Source organism: Phytohabitans rumicis, from assembly GCF_011764445.1.
GTDB classification, from domain to species: Bacteria; Actinomycetota; Actinomycetes; order Mycobacteriales; family Micromonosporaceae; genus Phytohabitans; species Phytohabitans rumicis.
In genome coordinates this window covers 5086635-5110503 of the sequence record NZ_BLPG01000001.1, presented here as the reverse complement: position 1 = coordinate 5110503, position 23869 = coordinate 5086635, and the positions used below count along the sequence as shown (strand labels likewise).

Below are 23869 nucleotides of genomic sequence, written 5' to 3'. Positions count from 1 at the left end.
GGATGCGGGCGAGTCGTACGTCGTGGCAGGCTCGTCTTCATGCGCGCCGATGCTGCCCTGATCGACGACTATCTGCGCACGCTGTCTGACCAGCTCCGCGGGCCGCGCAGGCAGAAGGCCGACCTGATCGCCGAGGCGCGCGGCAGCCTGGAGGACGCCGCGACGGCGTACCAGGACAGCGGTCTGGACGCGCGGTCCGCGCAGACGCTGGCGGTGGCCGAGTTCGGCGGCGTCGGCGAGCTGGCGCCGGCCTACCAGGCCGAGCTGACGGCCAGTCAGGGGCGTCGACTGGCCTTGGTGGTGGCCCTGGTGCCGGTGGGCATGCTGACCGCCGACTGGATGTGGTGGCAGCCGCCGGACGTGCCGGCCGAGGCTCCGCCATCCGCGTTCCTCCTCATGGTGCAGGCGATCGACTGGGTGTCCTATGTGGTTGGTGCGCTCGCGCTCGTGGCGCTGGTCGCGCTGCCTTCGCGGCGCGACCCCCGGCGCATCGTGCGGGCGCTCGCGGCGGGCACGCTGGTGATTTGCGGGCTGATCGGGTCCGTGGGGACGTTCGCCGCGATCACGTCCGTCCTGGAAGACCCGCGGGCGCTCACCTGGCCGCCGATGATCGCGGCCTGGATCATGCTCGACGCCGTCTTCGGCACGCTCACCTGGCTGGCGGTGCGCTGCGTCGTCTCGACCCGGGCAGCGGCCGCATGCTGATCGACGAGTACGTCCGCAGCCTCGACCGCGCGCTGACCGGTCCGGGCCGGCTCAAGGACGACCTGCTCCGGGAGGCGCGGCACGGCCTGGTCGACGCGGCTTCGGCGTACCAGGAAGAGGGCTTGGCGGCCGCGGAGGCGCAACGGCGGGCGGTGGCCGACTTCGGCGGCGTCCGTGAGCTGGCGCCGGCGTACCAGGCGGAGCTGGCCGCCGGCGCGGCCCGCCGGCTGGCGCTGCGGATGATGCTGGTGCCGGCACTCTTCACGGCGCTGGCCGACTTCATGTGGCGGGGCGGACCCTGGACGGCGTCCGCGTCCATGCCGCCCGGCGGTTACTTGCTCGTCGCGCGGGTCCAGGACTATCTCGGGTACGCCTACGCGGTGCTCGCCGTGGCCGCCTACGCCTGGCTGGCGTGGCGCGTGCGGCGGGGCCGCGCGGTGGGCCGGGGACCGGCGCGTGCGATAGCTGTCGGCACGCTGGCGATGGTCGGCGTGGGAACGGCCGGCGGTTGGCTGATGTACGTCTGGTCGGTGCAGATGTGGCCGGCGGCTCTCACCTGGCCGCCGATGATCGTGGGCGGACTGGTGATCGCGGCGACGTACGGATGGTTGGGCCGGTCGGCGCTCACCTGTCTGGCGGCGGCGCGGGCCCGCCCTTAGGCCGGCTCAGGGCCGAGAAAGCGGCCCACGGTCGAGCTGAACTCGTGCCAGCTCGTACGCTCGCCGGCCAGCGCGCGGTGGCCCGAGCCGGTGAGCCGGTACGTCCGCCGCTCGCGACCGTTGACGGTGCTCCACTCGCTCTCGACGTACCCGGCGCGTTCCAGGCGGCGCAGGGCCGGATAGATGGTGCCGGTGGGAAGGTTGAGCGCGCCACCACTGCGGGCCTTGAGCGCCTCGATGATCGCGTAGCCGTGCAGCGAACCCCTTCCAGCACCGAGAGCAGCAGCGCGTCGAGGTGTCCGTGCAGGGCCTGCGCCTTCATAAGTAGCAAGCCTACCGATGTGCGCGAGGAACTCCAACGGGGTGCGGGCGCTCGCCGCATTCAATGGGCTACTAGGGTGTGCGCAGAGTTCCTGATTCCACACGGAGGTCAGCGTGGCCCGCCAGTCGCCCCAACGGCCAGACGCCGACGAGCCCGACCTCGACGAGGTCGAGGAGATCGAAGAAGCCGATCCGCCGGCCACCTCGTCCGGCGACTCGACGCTGTGGTCGGAGGCGCGCGTCGACCCTGTCGAAATCGCGCTGCCCGCGGGCGTGGGCTACACGCTCCGGGCGTACCGGCTCTCCACGGCGCTGACCCCGACCGAGGTCGGCGACCGCGACGACGACGACCCGTTCGCCGCCCGCGCCAAGCACGCCATCTCGGAAGACGACGAGGACACCGTGGTGATCCTCGACGACGACTTCCCCGACGAGGAAGACGAAGACGAGGTCGACCCGGACGACACCGAGGAGATCGAGCGGCGCGGCAAGCACGCCCGCGAGGACGCCGAGGAGTCCTCCGCGGAAGACTTCGAGGACGAGGACGAGGACGACGAGGAAGAGGCCGAAGAGGTACCGGTCTTCCTCAGCCACCGCGGCCGGCTGCTGCTCTTCAAGAGCGCCGAGTCGCTGGTGACGTTCGTCCGGTCCGGTGCGCCGAACGACCTGGCCCAGGTGGACACCTGGCCAGCAGTGGTCGAGCGGATCCAGCCGTCCGACGTCGCGCCCACCGACGAAGACTCCTATGAGCTTGATCTCGTCGTGGAAAACCTGCGCGGCGGCCACGACAGCTGGGATTTCAACCTGCTCATCGAGGCCGGTGAGGTGGCTCGCGACCTGTCGTACGCCCTGCGCCTCAAGCCGGTCATCACCGCGCTGTCCGCGGGCTCTCCCCTCGACGACCTCGATGAGGCCCTACGGTCCGCCGCAGGTGGCGGACTTGGTGCTTTCCGCGGTCGCCGCCGGTTGAAGAAAATCGGGGCACAACAGGCAAGTCTTGGCTGGCGCACGATTATCGGCAAGATCTCTGCCGCTGTGGACTGGCGCGACTGACCCCTCACCAGGGAGCATCAGTCCTTGGCACACGCTTAAGTCCGGGGAGGAGGACGACGCCGTGGCGCTCGTGCGGGTGTACTGCGGTCTCGCGTCGGCGGATTCGACCGCGCGACAGGCTTCGGCCGAGTCGCGGTTGACCGTCGCCGTGGTCGACGACGCAGGGCGGCTGCTCGACGTCTGCGAGATCAGCGACGACCCAGCGGGGTACGCCCAGCTCGGTGCGCTGCTCGTGGAACGTTCGAGCGGGCCGACCGGGGTCGCGATCGCCGCAGACGGTGACGACCATCTGGTGACGTCGCTCCTCACGGCCGCGGGACGTCCCCTCGCCATCGCCGACGACGACTCCGTCGACGACTACGCTGAGCGATTCGCCGATGACGAGTCGCTGGAAGAGATGGAATCGCCGGCGGCCGAGCGCCGTGCGGTCGGCCTGGCGCGGGCCCTGCAGGCCGGTGCGCTGTCCGCGGTCGTCCTCCCCGTGCCGCGGGACCTCTTGGCGTACAAGCCGGTCCTCGCCGCGCACGCGGCCCTGTGCAACGGCCGCCTCTCCGCCGCCGTCGCCCTCCGCGAGGTGCTCCGCGAGCTCTACCCGGCCGCGCTGCGGGCCTACCCCGACCCGGCCGAGCCGGTGTCCCTGGCCCTGCTCGACGCGCTGCCCGAGCCGGGCATGCTGGCCGGCACGTCCGGCCGCCGGAGCGACTTCGCGCCGGCCGCCGAGGCGGTCATCGCCCAGCTCGCCGCCGACGGCGTGGCCGACCCGGAGACGGTCAGCGACAAGATCACCGCGCTGCGGGTCGCGATCGCGGAGACGCCGCGCCGCAGCGCGCTCACCAAGGCGATCACCCCGGCGATCGCCGAGACCGTGCGGCAGGCCATCGCCGCCGTGCGCGCCTGCGACCTGGGCTGCGAGGCCCTGGTTTCCACGCTCAGCGCCCGGCTGGGCCCCCGCCCGCGGCCAACCGCCGTACGGCTCGTCGGGTCGCTCCGCCCGCTCCCGTCGCCGCGCCTCCCGCGGCCGGCGGACGCGCTCCCGCGATGGGCGCGCACGCGGCTGCTCCGGCAGCCGGCCTGCACGCGGTGCCCCCGCCCGCCGAAGACCCGGCGCCGACCCGGGTCGGGCGCCGGGCACGCCCCGAGCCCGCGGCGGCCAGCGCGGCCCCCGCGATGCCGCAGCCGCTCACCACGCCACCGGTCGCACCCGCGCCGGTGACCCGCCCGCCCGTCGCCCCGCCGCCGGTCAACCGCCCGGCCGCGGCGGCACCACCGCCACCCCCAGCCGTCCGGCTCCGGCCCCGGCGCCCCGGCCGGGCCCATGCCACCGATGCAACCGATGCAACCGATGGCACCCATGCCGCCGATGGCACCCGCCGCGTCCGCCGACACGGCGATCCGCCCGCCGGTGGCCCCGCCGCCGGTCAACCGGCCCATCGCCCCTCCGGTGGCCCCGGCCGCACTCACCGCGCCCACCCCCTGCCGATCCGGTCCTCCGCGCCACCCGCCCGGCCTTCCGTGCCGGCCGGGTACGCCGGGCACCCGGGACAGCTCGCGGACGGCGCGATGGCGCCCATGCCGATGGCCCGCCCTGGCGAGCCCACCACCAACCGCCCCGTGTCGGCTCCTCCTCCCCGCCGCCGGGCATCACCCCGATCGCGCCCACGCCGCCCGTGCCGGCCCAGCGTGGCGTGGCGCCCGCGGACAGCGGCGAGCCGTTCCGGGCGACCCTGACCACGGCCGCCATCAACAGCGCCCGCGCCGAACGCCAGCGGCCCACCCCGATCCCGCCGCGCCCCAACACCCGGGGCGACCAGGCACCCGCCGCCTCCGCCGGTTTCGGCGCGCCGGCGCCGGGTGGCTCGGCCGGCTTCGGCGCACAGGCGCCCGCCGCGTCGACCGGCTTCAGCGCGCAGACGCCCGCCGGCTCGGCCGGCTTCGGCGCGACCGACCTCAACGTGCCGCTGCCTCGCCAGGCCCACGAGCCCCGACGGGGTCCCGAGGCACCGCGCTTCGCCGCCCCGGAGCCGCCGCGCCCGCCGCAGGCTCCGCCCGGCTCCCGCGCCAACTGGCCGCTGGTCAACCCCGGCGACGACGACCGTGCCGCCCTGCCGCCGCGCATGAACGGCGAGCGCCCGTACCCGTCGTACAGCGAGCTGGACCGGCCGGTCTCCCCAGTGCCGGCGACGGCCGGGTCACGCCGCCCTGGCTGGCCGACGACCTGCCCCAGGAGCCGCCGATGCTCCGCCTGGTGGAGCCGCCGCCGATGGCCGACCGGGCGCTGCTCGACGACCGGCCCCCGGTGGGCACGACCGCGCTCGACGCCCCGTCCCTGCGGCTGGTCGACGACCTCAGCGACCGTGGCGCCCGCACCGCCCGCTCGCGGCGCGCGGTCGAGCGCAGCGCCGTACCGGTGGCCGAGGAAGGCGACGGCGACCTGCTGATCTTCGCCCAGACCCGCTCCGCGTGGTTCGTCGGTCACCCCGACGAAGACTCCGAGCTGGACTGGAACTCCTCCGCCGACAACGGCTGGCGCGCCGCCGAGCAGGCCGCCAGGCCCTCTGTGGGCGCCGAGACGAACTCGGGCCTGCCCCGCCGGGTACCCCAGGCCAACCTGGTCCCCGGATCGGCCCTGCCGCCCCGTGAGGAGCGCCCGCTGCGCATCGTCCGCGACGCCCAGAGCATCGCCGCGCACACCACCGGCTACTTCCGCGGCTGGCGCCGTGGGCAGGAGATCGGCGGGTACGCGGTGGGCGGGCGCCCCGGGCGGGAGGCCGCGGGCGGCTGGGACTTCAGCCGCGACAGCGTAGGCGACGACGAGTTCCGCTCCGCCGGCTACCGCTCCTAACCCTCGCCTCCTGCGTCCCCCGCACCCACCGCGCGGCGCCGTGCCGCGCTCCTGTCGACGTGCACCGCCCTCGCCTCCGCGCGGCGCGCGCCGCGCGTCGATCAAGGGCTTGCGCGTCGATCAAGGGCATATGGCCGTGCTTTGATCTCTTTTCCACGGCCGTATGCCCTTGATCGGCGAGAGATCCCTTGATCGACGCACGGCGGCGCGGGGAGGGCGGTGCGAGTCCGCGTCGGCGCATGCGCGGCGGCGCGAGGTCCACGTCGGCGCACGCGCGGCGGCGCCATGCTTCGCCGCGCGCTCGCCCCCTCGGCGCGCGTACCCGCCGCGCGCTCTCCACGTACGTCGATCAAGGACTTGCGCGTCGATCAAGGGCAAACGGTCGTGGAAAAGAGATCAAAGCACGGCCGTATGCCCTTGATCGGCGAGGAAAGCCTTGATCGACGGGCACGCGCGCGGGCCCGGCGGGCGGGGCGCGATTGGGGGTGGGCATGCTGGTACGCCCGCCCAGCGATGTGCCCCGGGCGGGCGCGAAAGACCCCGGTCAGGCCGGCGCTACCGCCCGGGAGCGGCGCATGCTCAGCACGTACTCGACCAGCGAGATGAGCACGTGCTTGGTCGACTCGCGGTTGCGGGCGTCGCAGCTCACGACTGGGATCTCGTGAGAGATGGCCAGCGCGTCGCGCACGTCCTGGGGGTCGTGATACTGCATGCCGTCGAAGCAGTTGATGGCCACCAGGTACGGCAGCCGCCGGTGCTCGAAGAAGTCGATCGCGGCGAAGCAGTCGGCGAGTCGCCGGGTGTCCACGAGTACGACCGCGCCGATCGCGCCCCGTACGAGTTCGTCCCACATGAACCAGAAACGCGTCTGGCCCGGCGTGCCGAACAGGTAGAGGATCAGGTCGCGGTCGATCGAGATCCGGCCGAAGTCCATGGCCACCGTGGTGGTTGTCTTCCCCGGCACCTGCCGGGTGTCGTCAACGCCCACACCGGCCGACATCATGATCGCCTCGGTGGTCAGCGGCGTGATCTCCGAGACCGAGCCGACCAGCGTCGTCTTTCCGACGCCGAACCCACCGGCGATGACGATCTTCGCCGACGTCACTCGCCCGGTCAGTGGGCGTTGCGACATGTCAGAGCCTGCGAAGTCCACTCAGCACCCTCTCCAGCAGTTCAGTGCCCACCGCGTCGTTGGCGTCGTCCAGGGAGGTCGGCTCGTACACCGCGAGCAGGCCGTCGGCGGCCATGTCGGCGATGAGGACCCGGGCCACCCCGAGCGGCAACTGCATCCGCGCGGCGATCTCCGCGAGCGATTGCAGCCGGCCGTCACACAGCGCGGCGATGTATTGATGCTCCCGGCCCGTACCGCCCTTGTGCGCACCCGCGGACCGTCCTCGCACGGTGGTCTCTACGAGCGCTTCGAGCGCGATCTCCAGCCTGGGACGGGTCCGACCTCGGGTGACGGCGTACGGTCTGACCAGCGCACCGGTTGGCTCATCGCGTTCGGCCATCATTCGCCGTTCACCCCCTTCTGTCGACCCGTTTGAAACTCAACCAACAGAATCCATGACACCCACGGCCCGAAGTCGGACCGTATGTGCGCTCAACCCAGCATGCCCGCAGCCGCGCGCGGCGCCGGCGTCAGCGCGTCGCCGACCCGGTCGACCAACAGTGCCATCTCGTACCCGACCTGACCGACGTCGCAACTGCGCGCCGCCAGGACCGCGAACGAAGAACCGTCCGAGATGGACATCAGGAACAGGAAGCCGTTGTCCATCTCGACCACTGTCTGGAGCACCGCGCCGCCCTCGAAGCACCGCGCCGCGCCCTGCGTCAGGCTGACGAGACCCGAGGCGATGGCCGCGAGCTGGTCCGCCCGGTCGCGCGGCAGGTCTCGCGACGATGCCAGCAGCAGGCCGTCCGCGGACACCGCGATCGCGTGGGCGACCCCGGGCACACGGTCGGCGAAGTTAGCGAGTAGCCAGCCGAGATCCTGCGTTGTTGTCATCCCTCATGCTCCTTCTGGCCGCTTCCGGCCGCGGGGCCCCGGCCTGCGGGGTCTCCCCCGAGCCAGCCGGTTGGTCGTCCTTGGGGTGCGTGCGACCGCGCTGCACCCCTCGGTGGTACGCGGACAGGAGGCCGCGAACCGCTTCCGGGGTACGACGTTGCACCGCGGCGGCGCCCTTGTCCACCCCACCGGGCACGAGCTGCGCCATCGGCACTCGCTTGGGTAGCCCGGCTTGGGTGGTCTCGGCGGGCGGCTTCGCGGTCGCGGCCGCACTGGCCGCGCGCCAGCCGTCGTCCGCGGCGGTCTGCCAGCCGCCCGTTTCGGTACGGCGCGCCGCACCGTTGCCGTTGCCGGCCGGTGCGGGGGTGGCCGGTGCGGGGGTGGCCGGCGCCGGCCCCGCGGCGCGAGGAGCACCCGCGGTGACCGGCGTACCGGTCGCGGTGGCGCTCGCCGCCGGGGCGGGGCTAGCCGGTCGCACCGCGTCGACGGTGACGAACTCGCCTGCGGTCGTTGGCTTCTTCGTCTCGTCCGACACCGTCCGCCGCGTGCGGAACCACGCCGACTCCAGCTCGCGGAAGATCGGCAGTTCCATGGTCTCGTCCGCGAAGCGGGCCTTGGACGCGGCTGCGGCGGCTGCTGCGGCAGCGGCAGCGGCCGTGGTGGGCCCGGAGGCGGTGGCGGGCGCCGGGGCGCCAGCGGCCGGCTTGGCGGACGACGGCATGGCCGTGGGCGGCGCGGTGGCGGGCGGTGTCGCCCCGGCCTCCGGCCGGTTGAGCTTCGGCAGCTCCGCCGTCATGTCGAGCGCGGCGGCCAGCTTTTCCGGCACCGGCGGCGGCGCGGTGTCCCGATCCGGCACGGTGACTGGCGGCCACGCGGGCGGCGCGGACGCGGCCGGCACGACCGGCGGCACAGCCGTCGGGGGCCGGGTCGTCGGCGCGGACGGGGCCGGCGGAGTCGACACCACCGGGGCGCCGACGGGACCGGCGGCGCGGACACCGGCGGGAACGCACCGGTACGCGCCTGCGACTCCGGGTTGGTCGGGATCTGCCGCGGGATGTTCGGTGCCGGCCCGCTGCCGGTGACCTCGCCGTCGACCGTCCAGTGGTCCGAGCCACGCCGCTGCGGCAGCGGGTCGCTGGACTGGCCGTTCGTGGGCGTACGCGGGCTGAACATGTCGCCCGCGCCATTGGGGCCAGGGCCGGGGCCGGTGCCGTTGGCGGCGGTCGCCCCGGTCAGGTCGGACCAGGCCGGCATGCCGCGCGGCGGCGCCGAGGACGGTCCCACCATGCGACCGCCGTTGAGCGGGGTCGGGTCGAACGGGCGGCCGGCCGGCTGAGGCCCGGTCGGGCCGCTTTCCAGAGCCAACGGCGCACCGAACGTCGGGCGCTGGGCCGGCACCTGGATCGGCGGCTCGGCCGGTACGGACGGCGTCTGGAACTGCAGCGAACCGGGCTGCTGACCACGGCCGGACAGGGCCCGCGGCACGAGCACCGAGGTGGGCAGCGTGACGTCGGCCACCGTGCCACGCTCGCTCGCCGGCCGCAGCTCGACCTTGACGCCGTGCCGGGCGGCCAGCCGCGCGACCACGACGAGGCCCATCATCCGGGAGACGGCGACGTCGACCATGGGCGGCGTGGCGAGCCGCTCGTTGAGGTCGTGCATCTGCTCAGGCGTGATGCCGATGCCCCGGTCCTCGACGTACAGCACCGCGCGGTCGCCCACGCGGCGGGCCTCGACGATGACGTGCGAGTCCGGCGGCGAGAAGGCGGTGGCGTTGTCGAAGAGCTCGGCGACGAGGTGGACGAGGTCGTTGACCGCGTTCGAGGTGACCTCGATGTCGCGGTCGACCACGCCGAACTCGATGCGCGTGTAGTGCTCGACCTCGGACTGCGCGGCCCGCAGCACGTCGATGAGCGCCGCCGGCTCGCGCTGTACGCGGGTGGAGTCGGCACCGGCGAGCACCAGCAGGTTTTCGTCGTTGCGGCGCATTCGGGTGGCCAGGTGGTCGAGCTGGAAGAGCTCGGCCAGCCGGTCCGGGTCTTCCTCGCCGCGCTCCAGCCGGTCGAGGTGGCCGATGAGCCGGTCGACCAGGATCTGCGAACGGCGGGCCAGGTTGACGAACATCGTCGCGACGGAGGCGCGCAGCGCGGCCTGCTCGGCGGCGGTACGGACGGCCTCCAGGTGGACCGCGTTGAACGCCTCGGTCACCTGACCGAACTCATCCTTGGTGCGGACCGGCAGCGGCTCGGCGATCTGGTTGGCCACCTGTACCGGCGAGAGCTGGCTGGACAGCGCCGGGTCACGCAGTCGGGCCACCGCCTGCGGCAGGCCGTACTGGGCGACGGAGAGCGCGCCGTGCCGCAGCTCACGCAGCGACCGCGCCATCGACCGGGCGACCGCCCAGGCGAAGAGGATCGCGAGCAGGAGGACGCCGAGCAGGACGCCGGCCTCGACCAGCAGCTGCTCGTACTCGTTGTCGCGCAGCGTCGTGGCCCGGCTGACGACCTCGCCGTCGACCGACGTCTCCACGGTGCGGACGAGGTTGGCCTTGGCCAGCAGCGCCGCGTCCCAGCTGTCCGAATTGAACGGGGCGTCGCTCATGCTGAGGCTGTTTTTGCTGCTCAGGTAGCCCGCGTAGTTTTCCGCCTTGCGCAGGTCGGGCCCGGCGACCGTCTGGTCGAAGAACTCCTCGTCGGTCCGGGTGGCAACCGATTCGAACGCCTGTTGCGCCTGCTCCTGGCCCTTCTGCGCCTCGATGTACTCGTTGCGCAGGGTGGCGGTGAACTCGCCCTGGCTCAGCATGTTGTGACCGACGATGCGCTCCTGCGACATGAACTCCTTGAACCGCGCCAGCGCGGCCGCGGCACGCATCTGGTCGCCGAGAGTCGTGTCGCCGGCGAGCTGCGCGGCCGAGTCACGGATCGAGAGCAGCGAGGTCAGCAGCTCGGTGTACGTGCCGCTCGCCTGGCTGAAGGCGAGCTTGCCGTTGGTCACCTGGCTACGGGTCGCCGGCAGGTCGCTGAGGCCGGTGTCGACGGCGGCCAGCGTCTCGCGGAAGTTCTCCGGCAGGTCGCCGGCGTTGAGCGCGTTGCGCTCCTGCTGGTACGGCCGCTTGGTCTCGTCGACCACCGGCTGCACCTTGTTGTAGGCGTCCAGATACTTGGTCTTCGCCTGGCTGCTGCGCGCCCCAGCAGCATCGCCGCGGCGGCCCGCTCGTTCTGCAGGTTGTGGACCAACTCGCCGGACGCCTCGGAGAGCTGCGCGAGCGTGCGCGCGCGGTCCGCGTCGTTGGCGGTGCCGAGGTGCTCGATGAGCCCGTTGGTGCCGACCCCTATCGTCGCCAGCGTCGGCACGATCATGATGAGGCCGAGCTTCGACCAGATCGGTAGATCGCGAAGCCGGCCCAGAGGCCGACGGAGACGCGACATGACAGAGTCCGCCGTCTTCGGCCGCTTGCTCACGTCACCCGCCCTCCGTACCGGCGCCCCACCATCAAACTGGGCACCGCTCATCGACCGACCCGGTCGGGTCGAACCCCGAGATTCCATCACGACCCGTGTCAAAGAGAAAGGCCAGGTTCGCCCTAACCACTCCGGCAAAAGGGCGTAAGTTGCGTTTGATAGCAATGCGTTCTTGGTCAGTTACCAACCGTGCACACACATAAATTCCAAACCGCGCAAATCGGACCCCATTGGCGGGCCTCACCAAGAATGTCGACGCTGCAACCGTGCCGACCATTGCCCGACCAGTCAACCGCGGCAAGGCCGAAGTGCCCCTTTACGCGATGTATGCATACCGCCGAGTAACCACTCGGCTGGACAACCTGACCGAAAGGTCCGTTACAACAACTTGGCGTACGCCGGCTTGATGACCTCGTTGATGATCGCGAGCCGCTCGTCGAAGGGGATGAACGCGCTCTTCATCGCGTTGATGGTGAACCACTGCAGTTCCGCCCAGCCGTACCCGAACGCTTCCACCAGCAGGGCCATCTCGCGCGACATGGAGGTGCCGCTCATCAGCCGGTTGTCCGTGTTGACCGTGACCCGGAACCGCAGGTCGCGGAGCAACCCGATCGGGTGCTCGGCGATCGACGGCGCGGCGCCGGTCTGGACGTTGGAGGACGGGCACAGCTCCAGCGGGATCCGCTTGTCCCGCACGTACGCCGCCAGCCGCCCCAGGGAGTCGCCGGTGATGTCGTCGACGATCCGTACGCCGTGCCCGAGCCGGTCGGCGCCGCACCACTGGATCGCCTGCCAGATCGACGGCAGCCCGAACGCCTCGCCCGCGTGGATGGTGAAGTGGAAGTTCTCCCGCTGCAGGTACTCGAACGCGTCCAGGTGCCGGGTGGGCGGGAACCCGGCCTCGGCGCCGGCGATGTCGAACCCCACCACGCCGGTGTCCCGATAGCGCACGGCCAGCTCGGCGATCTCCTGCGAGCGGGCCGCGTGCCGCATCGCGGTGAGCAGCGTGCCGATCCGGACCGGCCGGCCCGTACCGGCCGCCAGCTCGGCGCCCTCGGCGAAGCCCTCCAGCACCGCCTCGACGACCTGCTCCAGGGTCAGCCCGCGGGACAGGTGCTGCTCGGGCGCGAAACGCACCTCGGCGTACACCACGCCGTCGGCGGCCAGGTCCAGCGCGCACTCCGCGGCGACACGGCGCAGCGCCGGCTCCGTCTGCATCACGGCCACGGTGTGCGCGAATGTCTCCAGGTAGCGTTCCAACGACCCCGAGTCAGCAGCCGCCACGAACCACCGGCCGAGCTCGTCCGGATCGGAATGCGGCAGCTCATGGCCCACCTCGGCCGCGAGCTCCACGATCGTCGCCGGGCGCAGGCCGCCGTCGAGGTGGTCGTGCAGCAGCGCCTTCGGGGCCTTGACGATGTCCTCGTAAGCGATTGGGACCATGAAGAGAGTATGGACCTTGATGTCGTCTCCACACTGCGTTGCCCGCTGTGCCGCGAGCCGCTGGCGGCCGCCGCGCAGGCCCTGCGCTGCCCGCGCGGGCACAGCTTCGACCTGGCCAAGCAGGGGTACGTCAACCTGAGCCCCGGCCGGGCCCCGCACTCCGGCGACACGCCCGAGATGGTGGCGGCGCGCGCCGAGTTCCTGGCCGCCGGGCACTACGACTTCATTTCCTCTGCGCTCGACCGGGTCGCGCGCACGGCGTACCAAAGCGGTTTGGTGGTGGACGCCGGAGCCGGCACCGGCCGGCACCTGGCCGCGGTGCTCGATGCTCTGCCCGGTGCCCACGGCCTGGCGCTGGATGTCTCGAAGCCCGCGCTGCGCCGCGCGGCGCGGGCCCACCCGCGCGCCGGCGCCGTGTTATGCGACACCTGGGGCCGGCTGCCGCTGGCCGATCGGGCGGCCGGGCTGCTGCTGAACGTGTTCGCGCCGCGCAACGGCGCGGAGTTTCGCCGCGTGCTGCGGCCCGGCGGGGCGCTGCTCGTCGTGACGCCCGCCGCCGACCACCTCGCCGAACTGGTCGACCGGCTCGGCCTGCTACACGTCGACCCGGACAAGGCCGACCGGGTCGCGGCGAGCCTCGGCGACCACTTCGCGCTCGCCGAGGAGCATCAGCTGCGCCGGACCCTGACCCTTAGCGGCGCGGCGGCGCGGACGGTGGTGGCCATGGGCCCGAGCGCGTGGCACACCGCCCCGGTGTCGCTCGACGGCCCGGTCACCGTGACCGCGTCCGTGCGGCTCGGCGTCTACGTCGTCCCGTGATCATGTAGAGAGGTCGACTTCTTCCCAGCCCGCCGGCGGGTCGTGATACGGCCCACGGAACATGACCGCCCACTCCAGCGCCCACCGCCGCTGCCCGATCGCGTTGGCGTCGATCAGGCCGGGCAGCGGCGCTCCGATCCGCTCCGCCTCCAGATATCCCCAGTCCAGGCAGTAATAGAAGTCCAGCACGGCCGCGGCCTCGACCGGCGAGCGCGGAGCCGCCAGCGAGCGCGAGCGCCACTGCAGGAACGTCTCGCCCGCGGGCAGGTTGGGCAGCAGCTCGATCAGGCGGTCGTCGGCGGGCTGCTCCGGATCGAGGTGCTTGGACAGCCCCAGCAGCCAGGCCAGCGCATACACCGCGTCGTGGTGCAGCACGAACGACCGATGGTCGCCGCGCCCACCCATCACGAACTGCCACTCCGGCGGTGTCACCAAATCAACCAGGTGCGAACCCAGCAACCAGCTCATCGCGGCCTGCGCCGGCATGCCGAAACACCGGGCCAGCACCACATGCAGGATCGCCGCGCGGGCCTCGATCTCCGCGGTCGGCCGGAGCTCCACCTCGTCGCCCGGCTCCCAGACCAGCGGAAAGTGTGACGGCGGCAGCGGCAACCGCAGCCGGCGCATCTCCTCGACGCTGGCCGTGCGCACTTCGCGGGGGTCGGGAGCCGAAACAGCCACTGGTCCTCGTCCTGCCATTCGATGCTGTGCCCCCTGGCCAGCGAGAATAACCCCTTCGCCCGCGCCGCACCACGCCCGCCGCCACACCCTCCCCACGCGTTCCCCCGCAAGCTCCTTCGCACACTTCTCCGCACGCTGCTCACGCTGTCTCCGCACGCTGCTCTGCGCGGTGTTCGCGCGGTGCGCGCGGTCGTCGCGCGGTGTGCGCGGTCGTCGCGCGGTGTGCGCGCGGATCAAGGCTTTCGCCGTCGATCAAGGGCAAACGGCCGTGCTTCGATCTCCAAACCACGACCATTCGCCCTTGATCGACGCACAATCCCTTGATCGACGCAGCGCCAAGCGCCGCGCGAAGCGGCGCGCAAGGCCACGCGACGCAGGGGCGCGAGGCCACGCGACGCGGCACGCGAAAGCGCGCGAAGCGGCACCGCCGCGCGGCACGCGCGGTCCCCGCGCCGATCAAGGCCCTCCCCGCCGATCAAGGGCAAACGGCCGCGCTTCGATCTCCAAACCACGACCATTCGCCCTTGATCGACGCACAATCCCTTGATCGACGCAGCGCCAGGCCCGCGACGCAGCGCCAAGCGCCGCGCGAAGCGGCGCGCGAGCACGCGAGGTCGCGCGAAAGCGCGAAGTCGCCGCCAAGAGGACTGCGACGGTCAGGCGATACGCTCGATCACCAGCTCGCGCTGCGCCGGCGCGGCGTCGGCCACTACGATCGCGCCGTCGGCCGCTGACAGCGCCGCGGGGATCCGGCTGGCTTCGTCGGTACGCAGTTCGAATAGTGTTTCTCCCGCGCGCACCGGGTCGCCCGGCTTCTTGTGCAGGATCACTCCGGCGGCCGCGCTGACCGGGTCTTCCTTGCGGGCCCGCCCGGCGCCGAGTCGCCATGCGGCCAGCCCGATCGCCAACGCATCCACTGTGGAGACGAAGCCGTCGCGGTCGGCGCGTACCGTTTCGGTCTCTGGTGCGACCGGCAGCGGGGCGTCCGGGTCGCCGCCCTGCGCGCGTACCATCGCGCGCCAGGAATCCATTGCGCGGCCGTCCTTCAGGGCGTCCGACGGGTCAATGTGGAGCCCGGCGGCGGCGACCATCTCGCGGGCCAGAGCCAGCGTCAATTCGACCACATCGGACGGTCCGCCGCCGGCCAGCACCTCGACGGACTCCGTCACCTCGACGGCGTTGCCCACCGCGAGGCCGAGCGGGGTCGACATGTCGGTGAGCAGAGCCACCGTCGTGACGCCGTGCGCCTTGCCCAGATCCACCATCGTGCCGGCCAGTTCGCGGGCGCTGGCGACGGTCTTCATGAACGCCCCGGAGCCGACCTTGACGTCCAGGACGAGCGCGCCGGTGCCCTCGGCGATCTTCTTGCTCATGATCGAACTGGCGATGAGCGGGATCGCCTCCACGGTTCCGGTGACGTCGCGCAGGGCGTACAGCTTGCGGTCGGCGGGGGCCAGGCCCGCACCGGCGGCGCACACCACCGCGCCCACGTCCCGGAGCTGGGCGATGAATTCGTCGTTGGTCAGCGCGGCCCGCCAGCCCGGGATGGACTCCAGCTTGTCCAGGGTGCCGCCGGTGTGGCCGAGGCCGCGCCCGGACAGTTGGGGCACGGCCGCCCCGCACGCCGCGACCAGGGGCGTGAGCGGCAGCGTGATCTTGTCGCCGACGCCCCCGGTGGAGTGCTTGTCGACGGTTGGCCGGGACACGCCCGACAGGTCAAGCCGCTCGCCGCTGGCGATCATCGCGGCGGTCCACCGGGCGATCTCGCCGGGCGTCATGCCGTTGAGCAGGATGGCCATGGCAAGCGCGGCCATCTGCTCGTCCGCCACCACGCCCTTGGTGTACGCGTCGACCACCCAGTCGATCTCGGCGTCGGACAGCGCACCCCGGTCCCGCTTGGTGCGGATCACGTCTACGGCAGCGAAGCTCATGGTGCCTCCGTACGTCCCGGCGGGTCGCCCTCGCCCACCCAGCGCATCTCGCCGTCCTCCTGGACCAGGATCACCCGGGATGTGCGGGCCCGCCCCCAGGCGATCGCGGCGTCGACGTCCGACCAGGTCGGCGCCTCCTCCAGGATGCCGGTCTCCTTGCCTTCCTCACCCGTGGAACGGTCCCAGTAGCCGGTCCAGACCTTCTGCCCGCCGGCCAGGTCACGGTGCACGAAGACGGTGCCGTGCCCGCGCCAGCGCAGCAGCCGGCTGGGCACCCGGGGCGCCGTCGAGGCGGCAGCGGCCACCAGGTCGTCCGGGCCGAACGCGTACGGCAGCAGCTCGGCCACCCGCAGCGGCCGCGGCACCGCCTCGACCAGGCAGTCCGGGCCGCCGTGCTCGTACAGCAGCTGGCGGCAGCGCCCGCACGGCATCAGCGGCTCGCCGTCTCCGCCGACGCACGAAATCGCGACCAGCCGCCCGCCGCCGGAGGCGTGCAGCGACGACACCAGCCCGCACTCGGCGCAGAGCGTCACGCCGTACGACGCGTTCTCCACGTTGCAGCCGACGACCACGCGGCCGTCGTCGACCAGTCCGGCCACCCCGACCGGAAAGTCCGAGTATGGGCGTACGCGCTGCGCATCGCCTCGACGGCCGCGTTCCGCAGCCGCTCCCAATCGATCTCCACGTGTCTTTCTTACCCCTTGATGTACGGCTTGCCATCGGCCGCGGGTGCCCGCACCCGGCCGACCAGCCCGGCCACGGCCAGGATCGTCGCCAGGTACGGCAGCATCGCCAGGAACTGGCTGGGAATGACGCTGTTGATCGCGCCCAGGTAGACGCCGAGTTGGTCGGCGAAGCCGAAGAAGAGCGCGGCCAGCAGCGCACCGGTGGGGCTCCACCGCCCGAAGATCAACGCGGCGAGCGCGATGAAGCCCTTGCCACCGATCATGTTCTTGGTGAACGAGTAGAGCAGCAGCGTGTACGACGCCCCGCCGATGCCGGCCACCACCCCGGCCAGCAGCACGTTGCGGTAGCGCAGCCCGAGCACCCGTACGCCCAGCGTGTCGGCGGCCGTGGGGTGCTCGCCGACCGACCGGGTACGCAGGCCCCAGCGGGTGCGGAAGAGCGCGATGTGGATCACGACCACCAGGATCAGCGCCAGGTACAGGAAGATGTTGCTCTCGAAGAGCGCCGGCCCGAGTACCGGGATCTCCTTGAGCAGCGGGATGTCCCAGTTGCCGAAGTGCGGCGGCTGGTTGTACTTGGCCTGGTCGGTCTGCATCAGCCGCTCGTAGAGGAAGCCGGTCAGGCCGACCGCGAGCAGGTTGAGCACGATGCCCATGACCACCTGGTCGACCAGGTAGCGGATGCTGAAGATGGCCAGCAGCAGCGAGATGAACGCGCCGCCCACCATGGCGGCGATCAGGCCGACCCAGACGCTGTCCGCCATCGTGCCGACCAGCGCGCCGGAGAACGCGCCCATCAACAACTGCCCCTCGATCGCGACGTTGACCACGCCGGACCGTTCGCACAGCACGCCCGCCAGCGCCCCGAAGATCAGCGGTACGGCCAGCAGGAACGTGCCGCGCACGATGTTGACCAGCGGCATGAAGTTCTGCCCGGCCGGGGCGTCGGAGATCTGCCAGCACAGGAACGACAGCACGAACCCGACGATGCCGACGCCGAGCAGCGCGGTGAACCAGCGCGCGCCGCGCTCCAGGAAGAGGGCAGCTCCGGCCGCGGCGGCGATGAGCCCGAAGAGGATCGCGCCGACCGTGCCGTCGATCTCCAGCGCGGCGCCCTGGGCGTCGTCGCTCAGCGTGAACCGTACGGTCTGCGAGGTGGCTATCGAGCCGAACAGGACGGCCGCGACCAGGCCGAACCCGACGAGGCCCGCGCCGACCTTGCGGGCCCGGGTCCAGTAGCCGGTCTCGACGGGCGCGACCACGGTCTCTTCCGTGGTAGTCGTGGACACCCGGCTCACCAGCCCTTCGCCAAGCTCGTCTGCAACCGCGCGGCCCGAGCGGCGCGCAGCCGGAAGATCGCCTTCACCAGCGCCGGCGCGGCGATGAAGATGACGATCAGCGCCTGGAGCACGGTCACCAGCTCCAGCGAGATGCCCGACACCGACTGCATCGTGTTGCCGCCCGCGCGCAGTGCCCCGAAGAGGAGCGCGGCCAGCGCGACCCCCCACGGTTTGACCCGGCCGAGCAGGGCCACCAGGATCCCGTCGAAGCCGATCTGTGCCACGACCAGCGGCGTCAGTGCGTTGGCCGTGGTGCCGACCACCATGTTGGCGCCGCCCAGGCCGGCCAGCGCACCGGAGATCACCATCACCGCCACGTATGTGCGGGTGACGCTGATGCCCGCCGTACGGGAGGCGTCCGGGTTGGCGCCCACCGCGCGCAGCTCGAAGCCGAGCGTTGACCGGTTGAGCAGCCAGGCCACGCCCCAGGTGGCCGCGACGGCGAGCAGGATCCCGCCGTGTACGCGCAGATCGCCGCCCAGCAGCCGGGGTAGCTGCGCCGACGAGTCGACCGGTTTGCTGATCGCGTCGGTGCGGTCCGGGTTCTGCACGCCGCTCTGGATGATGACCCAGCTCAGGAAGTAGATCGCGATGTAGTTGAGCATGATCGTGTTGATGACCTCATGGGCGCCGGTACGCGCCTTGAGGATGCCCGGGATGAACCCCCACAGCGCGCCGCCCAGCGCCCCGGCCAGCAGCGCCACGATCAGGTGGATGACCGGCGGCAGCGGGAGCACGAAGCCGGCCAGCGCGGCCAGGATCACGCCGATGATCGCCTGACCCTGCGCACCGATGTTGAAGAGGCCGCCGCGGAAGGCGAGCGCGACCGACAGGCCGGTGAAGACCAGCGGCGTCGTGTACGTCAGCGTCTCCGAGATCGGCGCGAACACGGGCTTCCAGGAGCCGTCGCCGCTGACCCACGCCTCGACCGCCGCCGGGTCCACGATGGCGCCCTTGAAGAGGTTCGAGTACGCCTCGCTGACCACGTCCCAGCTGCCACTGAGCGCGTCGCTCGGCCGCGAGGTGATGTAGCCGTACATCGCCAGGACGTCGGGGTCGGAGACGATGATCAGGATGCCGCCGACGACCAGCGCGAGGACCACCGCCAGGATGGTGACGGTGACCGTGTTGGCCGCCCAGAGCGACTGCACGAACGCCTGCCCGAACGACTCCCGGCGTTCCCCGGTCGTCGTTTCTGTCTTTTCGGCCTTCTCCTCGGTCGGGGAGCTCATGCTTCCTCCCGGAGGATGCCGGCCATCAGCAGGCCGATCTCTTCCCGCGGGGTGTCCGGCGGGACAACGGCCAGGATCCGGCCGCGGTAAATAACCGCGATCCGGTCGGCCAGGCCGATCACCTCGTCCAGCTCGCTCGAGACCAGGAGTACGGCGGTGCCGACGTCCCGCTCGTGCACGATCCGGCTGTGGATGAACTCGATCGAGCCGACGTCCACGCCCCGGGTGGGCTGGGACGCGATGAAGACCTTGAGCGGCCGGGACATCTCCCGCGCCACGATCACCTTCTGCTGGTTGCCGCCGGACAGCGTGCCGACCGTCGCCTCGTGTGACGACGTACGCACGTCGAACTGGGCGATGCGCTCCTTGGCCGATTCGGCGATCGCGTCCGGCTTGAGCACCATGCGGGACCCGAACGGCGGCTGGTCGTAGATGTCCAGCACCAGGTTCTCCGCGACGGTGAACTCCTTGACCAGCCCGTCGACGCTGCGGTCCTCCGGCACGTATCCGACGCCGGCGCGCAGCACCTTCTTGGCCGACCAGCCGTCGATCCGCTGGCCTTCGAGGGTGACCGTGCCGGCCAGCGCCGGGCGCAGGCCCATGATGGCCTCGACCAGCTCGGTCTGACCGTTGCCCTGGACGCCGGCGATGCCCAGCACCTCGCCCGCGTGGACGGTCAGGTCGACGCCCGCGACCGCCTGATATCCCCGCTCGTCGGCGACCACCAGGCCCTCGACCTGCAGCACCGGCGCGCCGGGCTCGGCGGCGCCCTTCTCCACGGTCAGGCTCACGCTGCGGCCCACCATCAGGGAGGCGAGCTCGTCGCGGCTCGCGTCCGGCGTGGCGGTGCCGACCGTACGGCCGCGGCGGATCACCGTGATCCGGTCGGCGATCGCCTTGACCTCACCGAGCTTGTGGGTGATGAACACGATCGACTTGCCGGACTCCTTCAGCGACCGCATGACCGTGAGCAGCTCGTCGGTCTCCTGCGGGGTCAGCACGGCGGTCGGCTCGTCGAGGATGAGCAGGTCGACCTCGCGGGTCAGGGCCTTGACGATCTCGACCCGCTGTTGGATGCCCACCGGCAGGTCCTCGATGACCGCGTCCGGGTCGACGCGCAGGCCGTACCGGGTGGAGACCTCTTCCACCTCGCGGCGGGCCCGGCGGTGGTCCAGGAAGCCGGCGATGCCGCCGCGCACCTTCTCCGCGCCCAGCATCACGTTTTCCGCCACGGTGAACACCGGGACGAGCATGAAGTGCTGGTGCACCATCCCGATGCCCGCACCGATCGCGTCGCGCGGGCTGCGGATCTGTACCGGCTTGTCGTCGACGAGGACCTCGCCCTCGTCCGGCTGGAGGAGCCCGTACAGCACGTTCATCAGCGTCGACTTGCCGGCGCCGTTCTCGCCCAGCAGGGCGTGGATCTCTCCCGGCTCCACCGTCAGGTCGATGTGGTCGTTGGCGACCAGGTCACCGAACCGCTTGGTGATGCCCCGCAGCTCCAGTTTCAAGCGGATTTCTCCCTGGTATGCCACCGTCCCCCGAGCCGCGATGGCGGCTCGGGGACGCCTGATCATGGGGACTTTACTTCGGCTGGGCCGCCGAGGTGACCTTGACGGTGCCCGCGATGATGTCCTGCTTCAGCTTGTCGACCTCGGCCTTCAGGTCGGCCGGGACCTTGCTGTCGAACTCGTGGTACGGCGCGATCGAGACACCGTTGTTCTCCAGGGTGCCGAGGAAGCCCGGCGTGCTGGCCAGAGTCTCGCCCTTGGAGCCCTTGAGCACGGCCTCCTTGACGGCGTCCGGGATGTTCTTGACGACGGTGGTCAGGAACTGCGCGCAGTACTGCTGAGCGCTCTCGCAACCGTCGACGTCGACCCAGATCACCGAGAACGCCCCGTTCGCCGCCTGCGCGGCCGCGGCCGTGCCGAGACCGGCGCCACCGGCGACCGGCATGATCACGTCAGCGCCCTGGGCGACCAGCGTGTCGCTGACCTTCTTGCCCTCGTCCTGCTTGACGAAGTCGTTGGTGAACGACCCCTTCTGGGTGCCCTTGTTCCACCCCAGCACCTGGACGTTCTTGCTCTTGGCCTGGTTGTAGTACGCCACGCCGTCCGCAAACCCGTCCATGAAGATCGTCACCGGCGGGATCGGCAGGCCACCGTACGTGCCGACCTTGCCCGACTTCGAGTAGCCCGCGGCCAGGTAGCCGGCGAGGAACGCCGCCTGAGCCGTGTCGAACTGCATCGGGTAGACGTTGGACTGGCCCGTGTTGGAGTCGACGATGCCGAACTGCTGGCTCGTGTTGGCCGTGGCCACCTTCTTCGTGGCGTCGGACATCAACCCGCCGACCGCCAGGATGAAGTTGCACTTCTGGGTCACGTACTGGGACAGGTTCGACTCGTAGTCGGCCTCGGCGCTCGACGCCACGTACTTCGGGTCAATGGCCTTATTTTCGGCGGCGGCGGCCTGCACGCCCTTCCATGCGGACGCGTTGAACGAACGGTCGTCGATGCCACCGACGTCGGTCACCATGCAAGCGGTGTACTTTTCGGCAGCGGTGGTGCTATCGCCACTGCCACTCTCCTCGGGCGCGTCTCCACAGGCGGCGGCGCTCAGCGCGAGCCCGCCCACCGCGAACAACGAGACGACCCGCATCCCACGCGCAGAGCGCAAGACGGTCTCCTTCCCAACGCACACCGCAGGTCCTGCGGTGCTTCACGGACCGGAGCGTACGCGCCCGTACGCCCGACGGCTGAGAATCGTGCACTGTTGTTGAGCCCCTGTTACCCGCCTGTGACCGGCGGGTACAGAAGATCAACGGTAGTAGAACAGCCGGCCGGGCGACCGGGTATGGCGCCGGAGTCCAAAGGAGAATGCCCGCCGGCGAGGCGGGCTTGTAGCTTCCTCCAACCCGCCGGCGCTCAGCGCCAGAAGACCGCCACCGCCGCGTTGGCGAGCGTGAGGCCGATGATCCCCATGAAGTGGCCCGGGTTGACCGCCTCGCGCTTGCGGGAGAAGAAGACCATCACGAAGATCATCAGGGCCACGACCAGCTTGACCGCGAGCTTGGCCGGGGCGGGCTCGTCGTCGTCATCGCCGCGCAGTGGCGCCGAAAGCGCGAGCCCGGTGACCACCTGGGTCACCGAGCCCCACAACATCGGTGCGTTGATCCGCACCTTCCCCGAGACGTACTGGACGACGGCGCCACCGAGCAGCAGCGCGAAACCGATCAGGTGTGCGTACAGCAGCACTAGCCGCAGAGCCTCCACGCCGGGAGACGATACCGCGCCAGCCGGCGCTCGCTCCGCTCGCGCGGGCCCAGGGGCCTTTGAGGCGACATCTTCCCTCGTCGCTTCGCTCCTCAGTCCAGACGCCGCCGCCCCAGGGGCGGCTTGGCGCTCAGCCGACGGGCACGGCTTCGCGCTCGACCGGCATGGGGGTCACGCGCTCGGGCCTACCGGTCCGGCTCAGGGCGACCAGCGCGAGGCCGACCACGGCGTACCCGGCGAGCACCCAGAGCGCCATGCCACCGCCGGCGCCGTCGAAGTAGGCCGTCGACCGCAGCAGCGTGCTGCCGGCACCGACGGGCAGCCACTGGCCGACCGCACCCCACGGCTCGGGCAGCAGCTCCGGAGCGGCGCTGACCGCCGATAGCGGGTTGCTGACCAGGAAGACCACCAGCGCGCCGAGGCCGACGCCGGCCTTGCCGAGGGCGCTGCCGAGCCCGGCCACCGTGGCGCTCGCGGCGAGCGCGAACAGGCTCATCGCGGCGGCGTTGAGCAGGTAGTTGTCCGGCAGGATGCCCAGCCAGAACTGGAGCACCGCGGACACCACCAGGCCGGCGAGCGTGGCGAACGTACCCAGCGCGAGCAGTCGCTGCCCGCGCGACCGCAGCACCAGGGCGGCCAGCGCGCCGGCGGCCAGCGCGGTCATCGCGAGCGGCAGGAAGCCGGCGGCGAAGCCCGCACCGCGCGGGTCGTCCACGTCGGTCGGCACCACGTCCACCACGCGGACCTGCTGGCCGCCGGAGAGCTGCTGGGTGGCCTGGGTGAGCAGGGTGGCGACGGTTGGGCTGGCCCCGGAGGCCGTGTGCAGGGTCACGCCGTCCGCCCCGACGACGAACGCGGCGTACGCCTCGTGGTCGCGCAGCGCGGCGTCGGCGCTGGCCGCGTCGGGCTCGGTGCTGATGTCGAAGGCGCCCGGCCGGGCGCGCTCCAGGTTTGCGGCGAGGCCGTCGGCCGCGGGCGCCGGGCCAGCGACGATCACCGGCAGGTCGCGCGGCTCCAGGTTCGCCGCGGGAGCGGCGAACAGGGGTACGAGCAGCGCCTGGAACGCCACCACGGCGAGGGCGATCAGCGCCGCGACAGCGAGGGCCGGCGGCTGACGACGGGTCTGCGGCTGGGCCATCTCGATCTCCTTAAAACGAACCTTCGTTCTCTTTACCGAGGATCCTCCGGACGGCGGACGGTGTCAAGAATGAGCATTCGTTTTAGGATGGGATGCATGCCCCGTGTCTCGGACGCCCACCTCGCCGCCCGCCGGCAGCAGATCCTCGACGCCGCGTTTCGCTGCTTCAGCCGGAACGGCTTCCACGCCACTTCGATGCAGGACGTGATCGCCGAGGCCAACCTCTCGGTCGGCGCGGTGTACCGCTACTTCAAGAGCAAGCAGGACCTGGTCACCGC

At 71.6% G+C, this 23869-nt stretch carries 16 protein-coding genes and 6 pseudogenes; 7 read left to right on the top strand and 15 right to left on the bottom strand.

Annotated elements, in window-relative coordinates:
- The first annotated feature begins 39 nt into the window (after positions 1 to 39).
- Both Prum_RS23100 and Prum_RS23095 read left to right on the top strand, forming a co-directional pair.
- Entirely contained in the window at positions 40 to 705 is a 666-nt protein-coding gene (locus Prum_RS23100) for a permease prefix domain 1-containing protein (RefSeq protein ID WP_173078394.1), read from the top strand.
- A complete protein-coding gene (locus tag Prum_RS23095) occupies positions 699 to 1364 on the top strand; it encodes a permease prefix domain 1-containing protein (protein ID WP_173078393.1) in 666 nt (221 codons plus the stop codon). The genes Prum_RS23100 and Prum_RS23095 overlap by 7 nt, the downstream gene beginning before the upstream one ends.
- On the opposite strand, the pseudogene Prum_RS23090 reads toward Prum_RS23095, so the two are convergent.
- Positions 1361 to 1686, bottom strand: a pseudogene (locus Prum_RS23090) (PadR family transcriptional regulator). The gene Prum_RS23095 and the pseudogene Prum_RS23090 overlap by 4 nt on opposite strands.
- 113 nt (positions 1687 to 1799) lie before the next feature.
- Here Prum_RS23090 and Prum_RS23085 point away from each other — a divergent pair.
- From Prum_RS23085 to Prum_RS55795, 3 genes and pseudogenes are all read left to right on the top strand, one after another.
- Positions 1800 to 2738, top strand: coding sequence for a SatS C-terminal domain-containing protein (locus Prum_RS23085; RefSeq protein ID WP_173078392.1), 939 nt, complete (start codon positions 1800 to 1802; stop codon positions 2736 to 2738).
- A 16-nt stretch (positions 2739 to 2754) separates the two neighbouring features.
- Positions 2755 to 4019 (top strand): annotated as a pseudogene (locus tag Prum_RS55145) (transposase); the annotation flags it as partial.
- A 620-nt stretch (positions 4020 to 4639) separates the two neighbouring features.
- A pseudogene (locus Prum_RS55795) lies at positions 4640 to 5580 on the top strand (transposase); the annotation flags it as partial.
- A gap of 544 nt (positions 5581 to 6124) precedes the next feature.
- Here Prum_RS55795 and Prum_RS23070 read toward each other — a convergent pair.
- The 5 genes and pseudogenes from Prum_RS23070 to Prum_RS23050 all read right to left on the bottom strand — a co-directional run bounded on the left by Prum_RS23070 (position 6125) and on the right by Prum_RS23050 (position 12492).
- Positions 6125 to 6712, bottom strand: a complete 588-nt coding sequence (locus tag Prum_RS23070) for a GTP-binding protein (RefSeq protein WP_173078390.1) — start codon at positions 6710 to 6712, stop codon at positions 6125 to 6127.
- Position 6713: 1 nt separating this feature from the next.
- Entirely contained in the window at positions 6714 to 7091 is a 378-nt protein-coding gene (locus tag Prum_RS23065) for a DUF742 domain-containing protein (RefSeq protein ID WP_173078389.1), read from the bottom strand.
- A 92-nt stretch (positions 7092 to 7183) separates the two neighbouring features.
- Positions 7184 to 7588, bottom strand: a complete 405-nt coding sequence (locus tag Prum_RS23060; protein ID WP_173078388.1) for a roadblock/LC7 domain-containing protein — start codon at positions 7586 to 7588, stop codon at positions 7184 to 7186.
- Positions 7585 to 11049, bottom strand: a pseudogene (locus Prum_RS23055) (sensor histidine kinase). The gene Prum_RS23060 and the pseudogene Prum_RS23055 overlap by 4 nt, the downstream one beginning before the upstream one ends.
- Before the next feature lie 378 nt (positions 11050 to 11427).
- Positions 11428 to 12492 (bottom strand): adenosine deaminase, encoded by a 1065-nt coding sequence (locus Prum_RS23050; RefSeq protein ID WP_173078387.1) that lies wholly within the window; start codon positions 12490 to 12492, stop codon positions 11428 to 11430.
- A 9-nt stretch (positions 12493 to 12501) separates the two neighbouring features.
- Here Prum_RS23050 and Prum_RS23045 point away from each other — a divergent pair, with 9 nt between their 5' ends.
- A complete protein-coding gene (locus Prum_RS23045; RefSeq protein ID WP_173078386.1) occupies positions 12502 to 13311 on the top strand; it encodes a putative RNA methyltransferase in 810 nt (269 codons plus the stop codon).
- Here Prum_RS23045 and Prum_RS23040 read toward each other — a convergent pair whose 3' ends face one another.
- The 9 genes and pseudogenes from Prum_RS23040 to Prum_RS23000 all read right to left on the bottom strand — a co-directional run bounded on the left by Prum_RS23040 (position 13312) and on the right by Prum_RS23000 (position 23591).
- A complete protein-coding gene (locus Prum_RS23040) occupies positions 13312 to 14010 on the bottom strand; it encodes a DUF4272 domain-containing protein (protein ID WP_173078385.1) in 699 nt (232 codons plus the stop codon).
- Between the two features lie 638 nt (positions 14011 to 14648).
- Complete coding sequence (locus Prum_RS23035) at positions 14649 to 15923, bottom strand: thymidine phosphorylase (protein ID WP_173078384.1); 1275 nt, start codon at positions 15921 to 15923, stop codon at positions 14649 to 14651.
- Positions 15920 to 16608, bottom strand: a pseudogene (locus Prum_RS23030) (cytidine deaminase). Before Prum_RS23030 ends, Prum_RS23035 begins: the two are co-directional and overlap by 4 nt.
- Before the next feature lie 9 nt (positions 16609 to 16617).
- Positions 16618 to 17898, bottom strand: coding sequence for an ABC transporter permease (locus tag Prum_RS23025; protein ID WP_173078383.1), 1281 nt, complete (start codon positions 17896 to 17898; stop codon positions 16618 to 16620).
- Between the two features lie 5 nt (positions 17899 to 17903).
- Complete coding sequence (locus Prum_RS23020) at positions 17904 to 19181, bottom strand: ABC transporter permease (RefSeq protein ID WP_173078382.1); 1278 nt, start codon at positions 19179 to 19181, stop codon at positions 17904 to 17906.
- On the bottom strand, positions 19178 to 20692 hold the full coding sequence (locus Prum_RS23015) for an ABC transporter ATP-binding protein (RefSeq protein ID WP_308785370.1): 1515 nt from the start codon (positions 20690 to 20692) through the stop codon (positions 19178 to 19180). Before Prum_RS23015 ends, Prum_RS23020 begins: the two co-directional genes overlap by 4 nt.
- A 73-nt stretch (positions 20693 to 20765) precedes the next feature.
- Entirely contained in the window at positions 20766 to 21839 is a 1074-nt protein-coding gene (locus Prum_RS23010) for a BMP family lipoprotein (protein ID WP_173084063.1), read from the bottom strand.
- A gap of 266 nt (positions 21840 to 22105) precedes the next feature.
- Positions 22106 to 22453 (bottom strand): hypothetical protein, encoded by a 348-nt coding sequence (locus tag Prum_RS23005; RefSeq protein ID WP_173078380.1) that lies wholly within the window; start codon positions 22451 to 22453, stop codon positions 22106 to 22108.
- A 130-nt stretch (positions 22454 to 22583) separates the two neighbouring features.
- Positions 22584 to 23591: an ABC transporter permease gene (locus Prum_RS23000; protein WP_178132660.1), complete on the bottom strand. Its 1008-nt coding sequence runs from the start codon at positions 23589 to 23591 to the stop codon at positions 22584 to 22586.
- Positions 23592 to 23660: 69 nt separating this feature from the next.
- Here Prum_RS23000 and Prum_RS55130 point away from each other — a divergent pair.
- Positions 23661 to 23813, top strand: a pseudogene (locus Prum_RS55130) (helix-turn-helix domain-containing protein); the annotation flags it as partial.
- Positions 23814 to 23869: the final 56 nt, after the last annotated feature.